Here is a 17,006-nt window from a genome sequence, read left to right as displayed (position 1 = left end):
GGAATGATGGGGCGCATGGTCGAGACGAATCCAGGCCGCGATGACATCGCCGCCAGCGCAAGCAGCCTCATGAAGATCTACGGCAGTGGAGACACCCAGGTACGCGCGCTGGACGGGGTCGATGTCGAGTTCGCCCGGGCCCAGTTCACCGCGATCATGGGCCCTTCCGGATCCGGCAAGTCCACCCTCATGCATTGCCTCGCCGGGCTCGACACCGCCACCTCCGGGTCGGTGAACATCGGCGGCACCGAGCTCACCGAGCTCAACGACCGGCAGATGACGCAGTTGCGGCGCGATCGCATCGGCTTCGTCTTCCAGGCGTTCAACCTGGTACCGACACTGACGGCACTGGAGAACATCACCTTGCCGCTCGATATCGCGGGCCGGGCAGCGGACAACGAATGGCTCGATACCGTCGTGTCCCGGCTCGGTCTCGGTGATCGGCTCGATCATCGGCCGAGCGAGCTCTCCGGCGGGCAGCAGCAGCGCGTCGCGTGCGCCCGCGCGCTCGTGGGCCGTCCCGAGATCATCTTTGGCGATGAGCCGACCGGCAACCTAGATTCCCGCTCCGGCACGGAGGTCCTCGAGATCCTGCGGGCCTCGGTCAACGAGTTCGGGCAGACCGTCATGATCGTCACCCACGATCCGCGCGCCGCGAGCTACGCCGACCGGGTCGTGTTCCTCTCCGACGGCAACATCGTCGATGAGCTCTACGAGCCCACCGCGGACTCCATCATCGACATGATGAAGAACCTGGAGAAGATCTGATGCCGGTGACTGCCGCGCCGTCGCGCGCGCCCATGCGCAAGGTGTCGCTGCGCAACCTCGCCGCCCACAAGCTGCGGTTGTTCCTCACCGTGCTCGCCGTGGTTCTCGGCACCGCGTTCGTGACCGGCTCGTTCGTGTTCACCGACACCTTGAAGAAGACCTTCGACCAGATCTTCACCGGTGACTCGCAGGGCGTCGACGTGCGAGTGGTTCCCGAGAACCAGGCCTCGCTGGGCGTGCCGCTCGACCTCGCCGATCAGATCGCGACCCTGCCGGACGTGCGGGACTCCATCAAGTACGCCGGCGGGCAAGTCATCCTCATCAAGGATGGCTCTGCCGTGCAGACCGGCGGGGCGCCCAGCATGGGCCAGCCCTACTTCCCGCCGGAGACCGCGATCGGGCAGCCTATCGAGATGGTGGCCGGCGAGCCCCCCTCGCGCGAGGGCGAGGTCATTATCAACTCCTCCGGGATGGAGAGCGCTGGGCTCGAGGTCGGCGACGAGGTGGACGTCCTCGTTCCCAACAGCGGAACCATCACCGTCACCGTCACCGGTACCTACGACCTGCCCGTCGATGTGGGCGGGTTCATCGGGGTGCAGTTCGTCGAGCAGCAAGCCCTCGACCTGTTCTCCGACGGCGACCATGTCACTCGTCTCGACCTCGCCGCCGCCGAAGGGGTCTCGCAGGACGATCTGCGCGATCAGGTCGCCGCGCTCGTTCCCGACGGGTTCGATGTCCTTTCCGGCAGCGAGGCGCGCGATAGCCAGCAGAACGAGCTCGAGCAGAACCTCTCGTTCATCAACTACTTCCTGCTCGCGTTCGGTGCCATCGCGCTGGTCGTCGGCACATTCATCATCTACAACACCTTCGCGATGATTGTTGCCCAGCGCCTCCGCGAGATGGCGCTTCTACGAGCGATCGGTGCGAGCCGCAAGCAGATCAGCCGGTCGGTCATCTTCGAGGCGCTCGTGGTCGGCACCATCGGCAGCATCCTCGGCCTCGCCGCAGGCGTCGGCATCGCCTACGGTCTGCGCATTGTTCTCGACGCCACCGGCTTCGGGCTGCCCGGTGGCGCGCTCGCCCTCGAGCCACGCACGGTGATCGTCGCGCTCGCGGTCGGCATCCTCGTCACCATTGTCAGTGCCTATGCGCCCGCGCGGCGCGCCTCCCGCATCCCGCCGGTCGCGGCCATGCGGGAGGAGAACTCCTCGGCGAGCGAGTCCACCCGATCGCGCACCCTCATCGGCGCGGTGATCGGAGTGCCCGCGCTCGCGCTGCTGATCTGGGGCACCGAGTACACCGGCCAGCCTGGCGCGATCCGGGTCGGCATCGGCGCTGGCCTGCTGATCCTCGCTGTGCTGCTGGCTACCCCCGGCCTCTCCAAGCCCGCTATCGGTGCCCTTGGGGTGCTCAGCAAGCCGTTCGGGGCGACGGGCAAGCTCGCGCGCACCAACGCGATCCGCAACCCGCGGCGCACTGCCGCCACCGCGTTCGCGCTCACCCTCGGCCTCACCCTTGTCACCGTCATCGGCGTGCTCGGCAACTCGGCGAAGGCCAGCATCGACGATCTCATCGACCAGGGTGTGCAGGCTGACTACGTGCTCAGCGGGCCGCAGATGACCGGTGTGCCGGGCGTGGTCGCGCCCGCTGTCGAGCGGGTGCGTGGCGTCGAGAAGGCCGCGGCGCTGAAGATCGCCACCGGTTTCATCGACGGGCAGAGCGTCACCGGGACCAACCTCGACGGCGGTGTGAATGGCGTCATCGAGGTCCCCATGATCGACGGCAGCAGCGACCTCGAGGGGCGCAGCGTCATGCTCGACGAGGCGACCGCGGAACGATTCGGGCTGGCGATCGGCGACACGGCCAGCATCGAGCGCCCTGCTCGCGATGGCACCGTCGATGCCGAGGTCATTGGCATCTTCGAGCGCAACAGCCTCACCGCGTCGATGGTGCTCTCCGACGAAGCGATGGACGCGCTGATCCCCGCATTCGTGCAGACCACCATCTTCGTCATGGTCATCGCCGAGGACGGTACCGACCCGGCCGGGCTGCGCGAGAGCATCGAGCAAGCGGTCGAGCCATTCGTGGTGGTGCAGGTCATGGACCGCGATGAGTTCAAGAACTCGCAGGCCCAGCAGATCAATCTCATCCTGTCGCTGCTGTACGCGCTCCTCGCGCTCGCCGTGGTCATCGCCGTCCTCGGCATCATCAACACACTGGCGTTGTCGGTGGTGGAGCGTCGTCGCGAGATCGGCATGCTGCGTGCCGTGGGCATGCACCGCAAGCAGGTGCGGCGCACCATCTACATCGAGTCCGCCCTCATCGCGGTATTCGGCGCGGTGCTTGGTGTTGTCCTTGGCATCCTCTTCGGCTGGGCGTTCGTCGAGACCCTCCGCGATGAGGGGCTGCGCATCCTCGCCGTGCCGTGGGGGCAGGTGGTGCTCATGCTCGTCGGATCCGCCATCGTCGGTGTGCTGGCAGCGCTCTGGCCTGCTAGCAGGGCGGCGCGCACCAAGCCTCTGGAGGCCATCGCGGACCTGTAGGGGCGCGTGGGAGCGGGCGCATTGCTTGCCGCCCGTCGCCCGCCGCATGTCGCCAGTCGCTGCAAACGCGATAGAAACTGCCCTGAAACTAGGGCGGCTTCTATCGCGTTTGGCGATTCCAGGTGCTTTTGCCCCGCTGCCCCGCTGCCCCGCTGCCCCGCTGCCCCGCTGCCCCGCCACCCCGCTGCCTCGCTGCCTCGCTGCCGCCACCGCTGCGGCGGTCAGCCGTCGCGCTCGATGCTGGTCTCGACCTCGCCCTCGAGCGCGCGGAACCGCGTCCCGGGCCGGGCCATCTCGGCGAGCCGGGAGTAGTAGACGCCCAGGCCGTCGTCGGACAGGATCCCCTGGTGAACCGGTATCGCGGTGCCAGGCTGCACGGCGCGCAGGTAGTCGATGGCCTCGGCGATGCGCATCCACGGAGCCGCGGCGGGCAGGGCGAGCGCCTCTACCGGTTGCGGCGGCACGTACAGGGAATCGCCAGGATGCAGGAGCTGGCCCGGGCGCTCCGCGGTGCCGAGCAGGTACGCGACGTTGTCGATGACGGGGAGGTCAGGATGGATGACGGCGTGCCGACCGCCCCCGACGGTGGCCTGGAGGCTTCCGATGGTGAGCTGCTGCCCGGGGAGCGCGGCCTGCCACCCATCGCCGAGGCTGCTGGCGGTGGAGGGGTCGGCGATGAGCCGGGCGGTGGGGTTGTGGGCGAGCAGATCGGGCAGGCGCGCGGTGTCGATGTGGTCGGGGTGCTGGTGGGTGATGAGAATGGCGTCGAGGCCGGTGATGCCTTCGAAGCCGTGCGAGAACGTTCCGGGATCGAGGAGCACGCGGGTGCCCGCGATCTCGGCGAACAGGCAGGAATGTCCGAAATGGGTCAACCGCATGTGTCCCAGTATCGGGGCCGGGGCGGCGATCGTGGGGAAAAACTGCTCCCGGGAACCGGTACGCTTAGGGCTGGCCGCGCTCCGCGCGTGGTGCAGTGCTTGCAGTGGTATCGAGGTGGCGAGGAGTGCCGGGTGGCTCGTGTAGTAGTCAGTGTCATGCCGAAGGCTGAGATCTTGGATCCGCAGGGGCAGGCGATCGAGCGCGCGTTGCCGCGCCTGGGGTTCGATGGCGTGCTCTCGGTGCGCCAGGGCAAGCGGTTCGAGCTCGAGGTCGCGGACACCGTGGACGATGAGACGGTGGCGCGGATCGCGGAGTCGCTGCTGGCGAACACCGTGATCGAGGATTGGGAAGTTGCCCGGGTCGAGGTCGAGGCGTGAGCGCGCGCATTGGGGTGATCTCGTTCCCCGGCACGCTCGACGATGTTGACGCGGCGCGGGCGGTCCGGCTCGCGGGCGGCGAGGATGTCGCGCTGTGGCATGCCGACGCCGACCTGAAGGGCGTGGATGCGGTCATCGTGCCAGGCGGCTTCTCCTACGGCGACTACCTGCGGTGCGGGGCGATCGCGCGTTTCGCGCCCGTCATGGGCGAGGTCGTCGCGGCTGCCCGCCGTGGCATGCCCGTGCTGGGCATCTGCAATGGCTTCCAGGTGCTGTGCGAGGCCGGCTTGCTGCCGGGCGCGCTGACCCGCAACGAGGGCCTGCACTTCATCTGCCGCGACGAGTGGCTTCGCGTGGAGTCGAGCGCGACAGCTTGGACGTCACGCTACGAGGCGGGCGCGGAGATCCTCGTCCCGCTGAAGTCGGGCGAGGGCCGCTACCAGGCCTCGGAGGCAACCCTTGATGAGCTCGAGGGCGATGGCCGCGTGGTGTTCCGCTACGCGGGCGCCAACCCGAACGGGTCGCAGCGCGGCATCGCGGGCGTGGCCTCGGCGAATGGCCGGGTCGTGGGCCTGATGCCCCATCCCGAGCATGCCACCGAGCCGCTGACCGGGCCGAGCGATGACGGGCTGGGCATGTTCCTTTCCGTCCTTGACGGCGTGCTCACGGCCTGACCTCCACGAGGGTGGCTGGTGGCCCCGCGACCCTCTGCTGCTCGCTGCTTGCTCCGGCGGCACCTGTGCCGGTCTCGTCTGCGCGTGCCCAGGCAGGGCGTCGCGCCACGATCACCGCGCCGATGAGCAGGGCCATCGCCATCCAGAACTGGCCATTGCCGACGACGAAGTTGTAGGCGTTCGCAGCGATCCCGCTGGGCTCGTCGATGGCGTAGCGGTGCGGCGCGACGATGAACACCACGATCGCGGTGCAGATCAGCGGGCGCCATGACCGGTATGCGGGCGCGACCGCGATCGGCAGCAGCACGAGCGCATACACCCAGTGGTGGGTGACCGCGAACGGCGCCGCCGCCAGCGACGCGAGCGCGACCAGGCCGAGCGCCACGATGTGATCCCCACGGCGCGTGAACCGCCACGCGCACCACGTCGCCGTAGCGACGATCAGCAGGGCTCCCGCGACCCACAGGGCATCCTTGGCGGTGCCCTCGAGCCCGATCCGGGCCAGCACTCCGGTCAACGCCTGGTTGGGGCCGTAGGAGTGCCCGCCGGCGCGGTCGGTGCGGAAGAACTCGTACGTCCAGTACCACATCGAGGATTCGGGCCGCACGAGGAAGCCGATCGCGATGGTCGCGAGGCCCGTGGCGATGGCGCGGGCGACGGAACCGAGATCCTTGCGCAGCAGGAACACCAGTCCGAACGCGGCCGGGGTGACCTTGATCGCGGCAGCGATGCCGGTAGCTATGCCGCGGAAGCGCCGGGGGATGGTTCCGGTGAGATCCGCGACCACCATCGTGATGAGCACGAGGTTGATCTGTCCGAAGTACCTCGTGGAAACGGTCGGCTCGAGGAAAAGAGCCACTCCCAGCAGTGCCGTGGCGACGATCGCTGTCCGCGCGGCCGTCGAGCGCAGGGCCGGCCAGGCATGCCGGAGCAGCATCCACAGGATCGCCCATACCAGGATGACGTTGACGATGGTCCAGGCAAGTCTCAGCAGCGGCAGGTCGACCAGTGCCATTGGGGCGAAGAGCATCGCAGCGAACGGCGCGTAGATGAAGCGCAGGCCGTGCGGACGCTGGAAGTCGTTGCTATAGAGGGGCGTCCCGTCCACGAATGCCTGCCCCGCGGCCTGGAACACCGCGAGATCGATGAGGTCCCCTGTTGCCGCGCGGTACATCACCACCCCGATCGCGATGATCGTCGTGATGATTCCCAGGAGGATAAGGGAGGACGCTAGAGAAATGCTCTTGCGCTCATTTTTTCCTTTTGTCGCGCGCTGGCTAATCTGGGTCAAAAGAATCTCCAAAGAGTAAGTAAAAGAATTGCTCGGCTGGTTCAGTGATAGCGACGGTACAGAATTGTGACAGATCTGGCACGTGAGTGGGGTCACAAATGGGTGCCGCCTGTTGGCCCCGTGCGCGTACCGTTGAGGGGATATCCCGGAACCAGGCAGGAGGAGCGTTGTGACCACTGCGATCACCAAGCAAGCTCCCCGCGTGGTGTGGGTGGATGTCGCCAAGGGCATGTGCATCCTGCTGGTCGTTGTGTTCCACTCCACGAATTTCGCCATCACGCGCGGCTACGGCTCCGACTGGTGGGTCGCCTTCAATGCATTGCTGGAGCCCATCCGCATGCCGTTGTTCTTTCTGGCATCGGGGTTCTTCGCGGCCGGGATCCTGGCACGGTCATGGAACGACGTATGGCGCCGTCGCATTTTCCTCATGCTCTATCTGTATGGCCTCTGGGTGGTGCTCCGGTTCGCGTACTTCACCTTCATTCCGGGCGCCAGCCTGACGCATGAGGAGGAGCACCCCTGGCGGCTGCTTACCGGCATCCTCGTTCCGCACAATGGATTGTGGTTCGTTTACGCGCTCGCGATCTACTTCGCCGTGGCGAAGCTCCTGAATGACCTTGATGTCCGTGTGCAGGTTGGAATCGCGTTCCTGGTCTCCTGGCTCGCCTACGCGCAGGACATCCTGCCGTGGACCTGGCAGAACATGGCCGCCTATTTCCTGTTCTTCCTCATCGGCGTGCGTGGGCGCGACCTCCTGACCGCGCTGGCCCGGCATGCCTCGCTCGGCCTGGTCGGTGTGCTGGCGCTCGCATACGCAGGGATGTACTACCTGTCGCTGCAAGGCGGGCTCGCGGACACCGCGCTCGGCAGCATCCTGCTGACGCTGCTGGGCCTCGCGGTGGGCATTCTTGCCGCGGCGAGCATCACCTGGGAGCCTGCGATGCGGGCACTGGCCTACCTCGGAACAGTGACGCTCCCCATCTACTTGATGCATGAGATCGCGCTGGGAACGATCGCCTACCTCGCGCTGGAAAACGGCCTCGTGCCGTCCGTTGGCACGGTGCAGGCAGTGGGACCCATCGCCATCGCTGTCGCGGGCGTCGTGGGTGCCCTAGCGCTGCACCGATCGCTGCTGGCAGCCCGAGCGACCTGGTTGTTCGGGCTCCCCAGCTGGTTGCAGGCCCCGGCGCCAGCGCGCACCGCCGCGCGGCCGGACCCACACCTGCCGGACTGGAACGCGATCATCGCCCCGGCGCGCTAGCCCTCCCGGCTCCCGGGAACCGTGTCGCTCGCATTGCCGCGATGCCCATGGCCGCGATCGCGGCCGGGGCAGCGAGCACGACCATCCACGGGGAGAGCAGTGGCACCACGGTGCCGGCGGTGGCCAGCACGGTCACCGCGGCGGCGGGAGGTGCGAGCTGGCGCAGCAGGGGACCGGCTGCGATGCCATGGCGCGCGCACCATCCGGCGATCACATGCAGCAGCGCCGCCCACGAGCCGAGGACGATCAGGCCGGTGCCCGCCAGCGGCGGAGCGGTCCCGGACAGCGCGAGCAGGACTATCGCGACCCCTACCGTCGTGAGCGCGCTCGCCCCGCCCCAGCGCGGATGGCTCGCCACCAGGGCGGAGACGACACCTGCGAGCGCCACGCCGATGCCCAGCGCCGACCGGGTGGCTCCGGCTGCTGTCGCGTCGTGGAGCGCCAGCAACCCCGTGGCAGCGATCGCCACCCAGCCTGGCACGGCGACGATCAGGGCGCTACGGATCATCGTCGCCTGCCCTGGCCGCTGTCCCGCGTCGTTCGATGCAGCAACCGGAATGCCTGCTGCAGGTCAGCGCCGTCATTGTCGCTCGCGTTCCAGGCCACCACTTGAACACCCACCGACTCGAGGTCACGGGCAAGCTTGCGCCGCTCGAGCCGCCACAGTTGCTCGGTGAGCGGCTCGACGGGCTCCTCGAACGGCAGCGTGCCCGCCAGCACATCGACGAGCACCACGGGGTGGCCGCGGCGGCGCAGCTCCATCATCGCCAGCGAGAACTGTGACTCGAGCAGGGGCGAGAACGCGATCGCAATCGCGCCAGGCGGCAGCGCATCAAGCGGCGCGAGGGTGCCAGGCACGGCGAGAGCATCCGAGCCCGCGCCGATCACGACATCGATGATGCGATAGAACTGCGTGCGGCCCTGCTCGGCGGTGATCCAGTGGGCGCGGGAGCCCAGCGTGGTGACCCCGGCCCGGTCGCCGCGCTGCAACGCTGATCCGGTGATCTGGGTAGCCCCGCGCACGGACCTGTCGAGGCTCGCGCTGGCCGGGCCGGGCGCATGCGGATAGGTGTCGATCAGCGCGACGATATCCGCGGCGCGGTCGGTGAAGCGCTCGTTGATGTACAGCCTGCCCGCGCGGGCGCTGGCCTTCCAGTTGATCGCGTGCAACGGATCGCCGGGCTGGTGCGCGCGCGTATCGGCGAACTCGATGCCCGAGCCCCGGCGGCGCGTCAGATGCGTGCCGATGCGATCCGGCAGGGGGACCCTCGGCAGGGCGACCGGCTGCGGCGGGGCGAGCGGATACACATGCAGCCTGCCGATGGGCACGGCGCACTCGGCCGCCCACAACCCGTGAGGCGCGATCACCAGGCAGGAGAGGCCGATCGGATAGTTGCCCCACCGGGAAGCGGTCGCGGTGACCTGCTGGGGCTCCGCGGTCGGCTCGACATCGAGGCCGGGGAGGGGGAGCGGCTGGACATGGAGCGATCCGGCCCCGTCGAGGCTGATCGCATGCTCGAGCGTCACGGTCTCGTCCTCGAACAGGCGGTGGGGAGCGCCCTCGGGCGGCGCGGTCACCGCGCGAGCGATGGGGCCCGCGCGGGACGGCGTGGCAAGGAGCGCCCCGAGGAAGGGCGCCGCGAACAGTGCCAGGGCCCAGGCGCCCGACAGCAGCGCCGCCGACAGCGCGAGCGCGCCGCATCCGGCGATCGCGAGGAGCAGCGTCGAGGGCTGCCAGCGGAGGGCGTGCATCACTGCTCCGGCGATCGACCGCTGACACGGGGCACGGGCAGCCGCGCGAGGATCTCCTCGACGATCTGCTCGCCCCGGATCCGGCGCACCCACATCTCCGGCCGCAGGGTGATGCGGTGCGCCACCGCGGGTACTGCCAGGGCCTTGATGTCCTCGGGGATCACGTAGTCGCGCCCGGCGAGCACGGCCCGGCCGCGCGCGAGCTGCACGAGGTCGAGCTCAGCGCGCGGGCTCGCGCCCACCTCGATCTTCGGGTGGGAGCGGGTGGCGCGCGCGAAGGAGACGACGTAGCGCAGCACATCGGGGTGGACCGTGACGTTCTCGAGGGTCTCGCGCATATCGAGCAGGTCGCCGGCATCGAGGATGGCCTGGGCGGTCGCGGGCTTGGAGCCCCGGTCGAGCCGGCGCTGCAGCATCGACCGCTCGTCCTCCTCCCCGAGGTATCCGACGCTCAGCCGCACCGCGAAGCGATCGAGCTGCGCCTCGGGCAGCGGATAGGTGCCCTCGTACTCGATGGGATTGTCGGTAGCGAGCACGATGAACGGGACGGGCAGCTCGTGGGTGATGCCATCGACGGTGATCTGCCCCTCGGCCATGGCCTCGAGCAGCGCGGACTGCGTCTTGGGCGGGGTGCGGTTGATCTCGTCGGCGAGCAGCACGTTGGTGAAGGCAGGCCCCTCGCGGAACTCGAACACGCCGGAGCGCATGTCGTAGATGGTGGAGCCGAGCAGATCGGAGGGCAGCAGGTCGGGCGTGAACTGCACGCGGGTGAAGCGCAGGCCGAACGTGGCGGCGAACGACCGCGCGATGAGCGTCTTGCCCAGCCCGGGCAGGTCCTCGATGAGGGCGTGCCCGCCGGCGAGCACAGTGATGAGGATGAGGGTCAGGGCCTCGCGCTTGCCGACGACGATCTTCTCCATCTCGGCGAGCACGGCGTTGGCGCGCGCGGTGGTGGTGGCGGCGCTGGAATCGTGGGGGCTCAACTGCGTTCCAATCGGGAGAGGATCTCGGTGAGGGCGGCGCGTCCCGGGCTGGGCCGGGCTGCTGCTTGCCGGGCGGGCGCTACCTCGCGCGGGTCTACCCAGGGCCAGAGCGTGCTGCCGAACAGCGCGAGCCCGGTGCTGGTGTAGGTGTCGGGATCACGCTGTGCGTGGAGGTGGAACGATTCCTCGAACTCGCGGGCGAGCATGGGGCGCAGGTGCAGGTTCCATTCCTGCTCGGTGCCGTCGGCCCATTCGGCGGTGAACCGGGCCCGGGCGAGCCAGCGGTCGAGCAGGCCGCGCGCGGCGGCCTGTGCATCGACCTCGGCGCTGGCCTCCGGGGCGTCGGTGTCCAGCATGAGGATGTGGTAGAGCAGGGCCAGGAAGAGGCAAGCCACGATCAGGGATGGCACCGAGAGCAGCAGGTCGTGGCGGCCCAGCAGGGCGGCGAGAAGCTGGGCCGCGGCGACCGAGGCGATCCCGGTCAGGACGAGGGCGCGGATAATGTCCTCCTCAGGTCGGCGAGCATGCTCGACAATGCTGCGGCGGCGGACTGCTGGTCCTCGCGGGTCATGGGGTGCTGGCTGAAGCGGGCCTCGGTGAACAGGTCGACGAGCACCGTGGCGGGCTCCTCGCTCAGGTAGCCGCGCCGCGAGGCACGCTGGATGACCTCGCGGGGGGTGTCGGACTCGCGTGGCGACGCATCCTGCGCGTCGCGCAGTGCTTGTTCCATCGCGGCGTAGCAGGCGATGATCGCCGCGCGCGGGTTGTCGGTGGACTGGCCGATCGCGACGAGCCCTTGCTCCGTCGCGGCGCGCAAGGAAGAACCGCGATCGATCGGGGAAGGTTGCGTCGTCGCGGGCTCGATGATGACGTTGCCGCGTGGCAGGCGCAGGACCAGCCCCATGCCTACTACGAGCAGCGCGAGCAGCACAGCCATGCCGACGAGGAGCCACACCCCTAGTCCTGGCTCGGTCGCGGCATCAGGCAATTGGCCCCCCGCGCCAGGAGCCTCGTCCGGGGGAGGCGCAGTGGGTTCGGTGGTCCCGGGCGGTGCGATCCGGATGGTGGCGGACGGCTGGCGCAGGAACAGGAGCGCCCCCGTGGCCAGCACCGCGGCGAGCGCGAACCACGCCGCGACGCGCCGGGCGGCGGGAGCGCGCCCCGGGGAGCGGGCGAATCGCCGCATCGGCGCGGCAGGCAGCGGTGGCGGACGCCCTGGCGGGTGCCGCCACACGAACAGCATCGCTAGCGCGGTGATCACGATCGCCGCGAGCAGCACCAGGGCGAGCATGACGGCGGTCCACTGGTAGGGCAGCAGGGGCCCTCCCGACGGGGCCGGATGGCGCAACGCATGGATGACCGTGCCGCAGGACAGGCCGGTCGCCGCGATCAGGGCAACGGGCGTGCGGGCCGGGGCCATGTCGGGATCGCCGCGCATGTCCACATCCTGACACGCGCGGCGCGTGCACTGGGCCCTGTTCCGCTCCGGGATTCCAGCTCATCACGCGATTCCGGCGTGCCGCGGTGATCACGGTAGACTCCTCGGTGGCACGCCGCCAGACTCCGCGACGGCGGGCCACCGCGTCGAAAGGACCCCAGCCTCCGTGTCGTCACCAGCACAGTCTGCCTCCGATTCCGTCACCGCCGAGCCGCAGCAGGCCCGTATCGATACGGTCTCTCGCGCCGGGGCGACCCCGGACATCCCCCAGCCATACCGGGAGCTGGGGCTCAAGGACGATGAGTACACGCGGATCCGCGAGATCCTCGGCCGTCGCCCCACTGATGCCGAGCTCGCGATGTACTCGGTGATGTGGAGCGAGCACTGCTCCTACAAGTCCTCCAAGGTGCACCTGCGCTACTTCGGGGAGACCACCACCGAGGAGATGAAGGAATCGATGCTCGCCGGCATCGGCGAGAACGCCGGCGTGGTCGATATCGGTGACGGCTGGGCCGTCACGTTCAAGGTGGAGAGCCACAACCACCCCTCCTACGTCGAGCCCTACCAGGGCGCGGCCACCGGTGTGGGCGGCATCGTGCGCGACATCCTGGCGATGGGCGCGCGACCGATCGCAGTGATGGATCAGCTCCGCTTCGGCGCGGTGGACCATCCGGACACGCGGCGCGTCGTCGACGGCGTGGTGCGCGGAGTGGGGGGATACGGAAACTCCCTCGGCCTGCCCAACATCGGCGGCGAGACCGTCTTCGACGCGTCCTACCAGGGCAACCCGCTGGTCAATGCCTTGTGCGCGGGCGTGATGCGCGTGGAGGACCTGCACCTGGCGTTCGCGTCGGGAGCGGGCAACAAGATCATCCTGTACGGCGCCCGCACGGGCCTCGACGGCATCGGTGGTGTGTCCGTGCTGGCCTCGGAGACCTTTGATGGCGACGAGTCCGGCGGCGGCCGCAAGAAGCTGCCCTCGGTGCAGGTGGGCGACCCGTTCACCGAGAAGGTCCTCATCGAGTGCACCCTCGAGCTCTACCACAAGGGCCTCGTGGTGGGCATCCAGGATCTCGGTGGCGCCGGCCTGAGCTGCGCGACCTCCGAGCTCGCCGCGGCCGGCGATGGCGGCATGCACATCGAGCTCGACAAGGTGCCGCTGCGGGCCGCGAACATGACCGCCGCCGAGGTGCTGTCCTCGGAATCGCAGGAGCGCATGTGCGCCGTGGTCACCCCGGACAACGTCGATGCCTTCATGGACGTGTGCCGCAAGTGGGATGTCATCGCCACCGATATCGGCGAGGTCACCGACGGCGAGCACCTCGTCATCACCTGGCATGGCGAGACCGTGGTTGATGCGCCGCCCAAGAGCCTTGCCGACGAGGGCCCGGTGTACGAGCGCCCGCTGGCCCGCCCCGCCGACCAGGACGCGCTGGTCGCCAGCCCCACCGCGGGACTGGCGCGCCCCGCCACTCCCGAGGAGCTGCGCGAGACGATCATCGCGATGATCTCCTCGCCGCAGCTGTGCAGCCGCGCCTGGATCACCGAGCAGTACGACCGCTACGTGCGGGGCAACACCGTGCTCGCCGAGCATGCCGATGCAGGAGTGATCCGCATCGACGAGGAGACCGGCCGGGGCATCGCCCTGGCCACCGACTGCAACGGCCACTACACCAGGCTCGACCCGTACCGGGGCGCGCAGCTCGCGCTCGCCGAGGCGTACCGCAATGTCGCGGCCACCGGTGCGACGCCGAAGGCCGTGACGAACTGCCTGAACTTCGGCTCGCCCGAGGACCCGGCCGTGATGTGGCAGTTCCAGCAGGCCGTGCGCGGCCTCGCGGACGGCTGCGCCACCCTCGGCATCCCCGTCACCGGTGGCAACGTCAGCTTCTACAACCAGACCGGCAGCCAGGCCATCCTGCCCACGCCCGTGGTGGGCGTGCTCGGCACGATCGACGATGTGCACCGCCGCACGCCGCAATCGTTTGGCATCGACGACGGTGAATCGCTCATCCTGCTCGGCGAGACCCGCGACGAGCTCGACGGCTCCGTATGGGCACAGGTCGCGCACGATCACCTCGGGGGAGTGCCGCCCCAGGTCGACCTCGAGCATGAGCGGCTGCTCGGCGACATCATGGTCGCGTCGAGCCGCGACGGCCTCATCAACGGAGCGCACGATCTGTCCGAGGGCGGTCTCGCGCAGGCCGTCATCGAGATGGCGCTCGCCTCCGAGACAGGCTGCCGCATCGTGCTCGCCGAGGACGCGGACCCGTTCGTGCAGCTGTTCTCCGAATCGACGGGACGCGTCCTCGTGGCCGTGCCCCGCACCGAGGAGCCCCGCTTCACCTCGATGTGCACCATGCGCGGCATGCCGTGGCAGCGCATCGGTGTCGTCGTCAACGGCTCGGACGAGGTCGAGCTGCAGGGCGTGGGCGCGTTCACGCTCAGCGAGCTCGCCGAGCATCGTGGCGGCACCCTGCCCCGGCTGTTCGGGCACACCACTGCCTGAGCCGGTGCCAGCCTGAGTCATTTCCCGGGCCCACCACGGCCCGGGCGAGCGGACCGCGACGGGGAGGTGATGCGTGACCAGCGCATCTCCTCCCCGCGCGCCCGCCGAGCTCCTTGACGAGATCGCGCGACGGACGCCCGAGCCGGTGCGCCGGGCCTGGCTGCTGCTGCGCCTCGACCTCGTGGGTCTTGCGTTCGCCGGGATGTTCTTCGCCTGGTCGATGACTCCATCCCTGCTGCCCCGGGAATGGACCTACCAGGGCCTGGTATCCGGCATCAGCCTGGCCGCTGGATACGGCACTGGAGTGATCGTCGCCTGGTTCGCGCGATCAGTGGTGCAGCCACTGCTCGAGCTGCCCCCGCTGCCACGCCGGGGGAGGTGGGCGCTCCGGGGGATCACCACCGCGGTGACGCTGTTCCTGATGGTCACCGCTGTGATCGCGTCCGCCGAGTGGCAGCGCCAGATCCGCGAGCTCATCGGCATGGATCCGCCCTCGGGCACCTCCCACCTTCGCGCCGGCCTCTCCGCGGTCGCAATCGCGCTGGGCATCATCCTCGTGGTCCGCCTGGTCCGCGTTCTCGTGCGGCTCGTCGGCCACGCCCTGCGCAAGCTCCTGCGCCTGCCCAGGCCGGTCGTCGATGCACTGGGAATCATCCTCGTCTCGGCGCTGATCATTACTCTCGTCGATGGTGTGCTCATCCGCGGCATGGTCATCGCCGCCAACTCGGTGTTCTCCGTGCAGAACGCTGAGATCGAGGACACCGTTGTCCAGCCGATCGAGCCGGAGCGCTCCGGCAGCCCGGCGTCGCTCGCCGACTGGGAGACTCTCGGCCTGCAAGGGCGCCGCTTCGTCTCGCGCGGGCTGCGGGCCGCCGAGCTCGAGCGGGCCACCGGCGAGCCTGCCGAGGAGCCCATCCGCGTGTACGTGGGCAACGACTCCGCGCCCAGCATCGACGAGCGCATCGACCTTGCCCTCGACGAGCTCGAGCGCACTGGCGCGTTCGAGAGGGAAGTGCTCGTCGTCGCCACCACCACCGGTACGGGCTGGATCAATCCGGTGGCCGCCCAGTCGCTCGAGCTCATCCACCGCGGCGACACCGCCTTCGCCACTATCCAGTACTCGTACCTGCCCAGTGCGATCTCGTTCCTCGTCGACCGCGAGATCGCTCAGGAAGCGGGCAAGAAGCTCTTCGATGCCGTCCACGCTGAATGGTCCCGCCGCGACCCCGAGGACCGGCCCGAGCTGCATGTCTACGGGGAGAGCCTCGGCTCCTACGGGTCCGAGGCAGCGTTCACCGGGCTCGCCGACCTCCGGGAGAAAGCATCCGGGGCGCTCTGGGTCGGCCCGGTCAACGCCAACCGGCTCTGGCAGGCCGTCACCGAGCGCCGTGATCCTGGTTCCCCCGAGATCCGGCCCACCTACGCGGGGGGCTTGATCGTACGCTTCGCCAACAAGCCGGAGGACCTGCCCACCGCGGACGAGCTCGAGGCCGCCCCGTGGCTCGAGCCCCGCGTGCTCTACCTCCAGCACCCCACCGACCCCGTGGTGTGGTGGTCGCCCGACCTGCTCTTCCAGCGGCCCGACTGGCTGCGCGAGCCCCGCGGGCACGATGTGTCCCCAGCGATGCAATGGCGGCCCATCGTCACCTTCTGGCAGGTCGCTTCCGATCTCGTCAACGCGGGACGGATCCCCTACGGGCATGGGCATCTCTACGGCGACCTCATCCTCGACGGCTGGCTCGCGATCGCCCGGCCCGACGACTGGACCAGCGCGGAAACCGAGGAGGCGCACAGGATCATGGACACCTTGTCGCGGTACGTGCTGCCCCGCCAGAGCCCGATCGGCGAGGAGGGACCAGTCGGGTGAAACGGATGGTGCTTGCTCTGTCCGCCAGCGGTGCCGCACTGGCCTGGAACAATGTGATCGTCCCGCGTACCGATTGGTCCTGGACTGGCCGCACCGTCGCGCACGCCGCTGTGGGGATGACGGCCGTGGCGATCGCGCATGGCGCGGGCAGCGGCACCGGATGGAAGGCGCTGGGCCTGCATCCCGGCCACGCCCGTGCCGGATTGGCCGCCGGGGCCCGCGTCGCCCTGATGCCCTCGCTTGCCTGCGCCGCAGCAGCTGGGGCCTTGGCGGCGCGCCGCCGAATGGCCGGGCGGCCCGCCCCACCGATGGGACCGCTCGCCGCATGGACGTTGTTCCACATCCCGATCGGTACCGTGCTCGCCGAGGAACTGCTGTTCCGGTCCGCGCTCGACGTCCTCTGGAGGGACGCGCTGCCGCTGGCCCGGCACGGGCGGTGGCCGGCCCGGCTCGCTAGTGCCGCCACCTTCGGCGCATGGCATATCGCGCCAGCGCGCTCCGCGGGGCACTCCGTGGGATCGACGGTGCTGGCGACCATGCTCGGAGGTGTGGTGTTCACCTCATTGACATCTGCCACCAGCAGTGTCGCCGCGCCCGCGGTGGTCCACTACGCCGTGAACGCCGGAGGCGCGCTTGTCTCCCATATGGTGGATGCCAAGCAGGA

The 17,006-nt window shown here is 69.3% G+C and carries 14 protein-coding genes and 1 pseudogene; 8 read left to right on the top strand and 7 right to left on the bottom strand.

Going from position 1 to position 17,006, the window contains the following annotated elements:
* Positions 1-15: 15 nt before the first annotated feature.
* Together QC765_RS06305 and QC765_RS06300 are read left to right on the top strand one after the other, a co-directional pair.
* Positions 16-768: an ABC transporter ATP-binding protein gene (locus QC765_RS06305; protein ID WP_278313574.1), complete on the top strand. Its 753-nt coding sequence runs from the start codon at positions 16-18 to the stop codon at positions 766-768.
* A complete protein-coding gene (locus QC765_RS06300; RefSeq protein WP_278313573.1) occupies positions 768-3,311 on the top strand; it encodes an ABC transporter permease in 2,544 nt (847 codons plus the stop codon). The genes QC765_RS06305 and QC765_RS06300 overlap by 1 nt, the downstream gene beginning before the upstream one ends.
* 221 nt (positions 3,312-3,532) lie before the next feature.
* Here the strand turns inward: QC765_RS06300 and QC765_RS06295 are convergent, their stop codons facing one another.
* Complete coding sequence (locus tag QC765_RS06295) at positions 3,533-4,189, bottom strand: MBL fold metallo-hydrolase (protein WP_278313572.1); 657 nt, start codon at positions 4,187-4,189, stop codon at positions 3,533-3,535.
* A gap of 132 nt (positions 4,190-4,321) precedes the next feature.
* On the opposite strand from QC765_RS06295, the gene purS reads away from it, so the two are divergent.
* Together purS and purQ are read left to right on the top strand one after the other, a co-directional pair.
* Positions 4,322-4,567 carry a phosphoribosylformylglycinamidine synthase subunit PurS gene (gene purS / locus QC765_RS06290; RefSeq protein WP_149361652.1) on the top strand — a complete coding sequence of 82 codons (246 nt, stop codon included), beginning with the start codon at positions 4,322-4,324 and terminating at the stop codon, positions 4,565-4,567.
* Complete coding sequence (purQ, locus tag QC765_RS06285; protein WP_278313571.1) at positions 4,564-5,241, top strand: phosphoribosylformylglycinamidine synthase subunit PurQ; 678 nt, start codon at positions 4,564-4,566, stop codon at positions 5,239-5,241. Before purS ends, purQ begins: the two co-directional genes overlap by 4 nt.
* On the opposite strand, the gene QC765_RS06280 is transcribed toward purQ, so the two are convergent.
* On the bottom strand, positions 5,231-6,532 hold the full coding sequence (locus QC765_RS06280; RefSeq protein WP_278313570.1) for a glycosyltransferase family 87 protein: 1,302 nt from the start codon (positions 6,530-6,532) through the stop codon (positions 5,231-5,233). The genes purQ and QC765_RS06280 overlap by 11 nt on opposite strands.
* 169 nt (positions 6,533-6,701) lie before the next feature.
* Here QC765_RS06280 and QC765_RS06275 point away from each other — a divergent pair, with 169 nt between their 5' ends.
* On the top strand, positions 6,702-7,793 hold the full coding sequence (locus tag QC765_RS06275; RefSeq protein WP_278313569.1) for an acyltransferase family protein: 1,092 nt from the start codon (positions 6,702-6,704) through the stop codon (positions 7,791-7,793).
* Here the strand turns inward: QC765_RS06275 and QC765_RS06270 are convergent.
* The 5 genes from QC765_RS06270 to QC765_RS06250 all read right to left on the bottom strand — a co-directional run bounded on the left by QC765_RS06270 (position 7,774) and on the right by QC765_RS06250 (position 11,966).
* Complete coding sequence (locus QC765_RS06270) at positions 7,774-8,301, bottom strand: hypothetical protein (protein ID WP_278313568.1); 528 nt, start codon at positions 8,299-8,301, stop codon at positions 7,774-7,776. The two genes, QC765_RS06275 and QC765_RS06270, sit on opposite strands and share 20 nt — an antisense overlap.
* Positions 8,298-9,545 (bottom strand): DUF58 domain-containing protein, encoded by a 1,248-nt coding sequence (locus QC765_RS06265; RefSeq protein WP_278313567.1) that lies wholly within the window; start codon positions 9,543-9,545, stop codon positions 8,298-8,300. Before QC765_RS06265 ends, QC765_RS06270 begins: the two co-directional genes overlap by 4 nt.
* Positions 9,545-10,528: an AAA family ATPase gene (locus tag QC765_RS06260; RefSeq protein ID WP_278313566.1), complete on the bottom strand. Its 984-nt coding sequence runs from the start codon at positions 10,526-10,528 to the stop codon at positions 9,545-9,547. Before QC765_RS06260 ends, QC765_RS06265 begins: the two co-directional genes overlap by 1 nt.
* Entirely contained in the window at positions 10,525-10,938 is a 414-nt protein-coding gene (locus tag QC765_RS06255) for a hypothetical protein (protein WP_278313565.1), read from the bottom strand. The genes QC765_RS06260 and QC765_RS06255 overlap by 4 nt, the downstream gene beginning before the upstream one ends.
* A gap of 71 nt (positions 10,939-11,009) precedes the next feature.
* Entirely contained in the window at positions 11,010-11,966 is a 957-nt protein-coding gene (locus QC765_RS06250; protein ID WP_278313564.1) for a DUF4129 domain-containing protein, read from the bottom strand.
* 226 nt (positions 11,967-12,192) lie between these two features.
* On the opposite strand from QC765_RS06250, the gene purL reads away from it, so the two are divergent.
* From purL to QC765_RS16460, 3 genes and pseudogenes are all read left to right on the top strand, one after another.
* On the top strand, positions 12,193-14,475 hold the full coding sequence (gene purL, locus QC765_RS06245; RefSeq protein ID WP_507762902.1) for a phosphoribosylformylglycinamidine synthase subunit PurL: 2,283 nt from the start codon (positions 12,193-12,195) through the stop codon (positions 14,473-14,475).
* A 73-nt stretch (positions 14,476-14,548) separates the two neighbouring features.
* A complete protein-coding gene (locus QC765_RS06240; RefSeq protein WP_278313562.1) occupies positions 14,549-16,342 on the top strand; it encodes an alpha/beta hydrolase in 1,794 nt (597 codons plus the stop codon).
* 5 nt (positions 16,343-16,347) lie between these two features.
* A pseudogene (locus tag QC765_RS16460) lies at positions 16,348-16,953 on the top strand (CPBP family glutamic-type intramembrane protease); the annotation flags it as partial.
* Positions 16,954-17,006 lie beyond the last annotated feature (53 nt).

Origin of the sequence: Hoyosella levis, assembly GCF_026008515.1 — a bacterium.
In the GTDB taxonomy this organism is placed as follows: Bacteria; Actinomycetota; Actinomycetes; order Mycobacteriales; family Mycobacteriaceae; genus Lolliginicoccus; species Lolliginicoccus levis.
The sequence above is the reverse complement of the archived record's forward strand: the minus strand, read 5'-3'. Positions and strand labels throughout refer to the sequence as shown.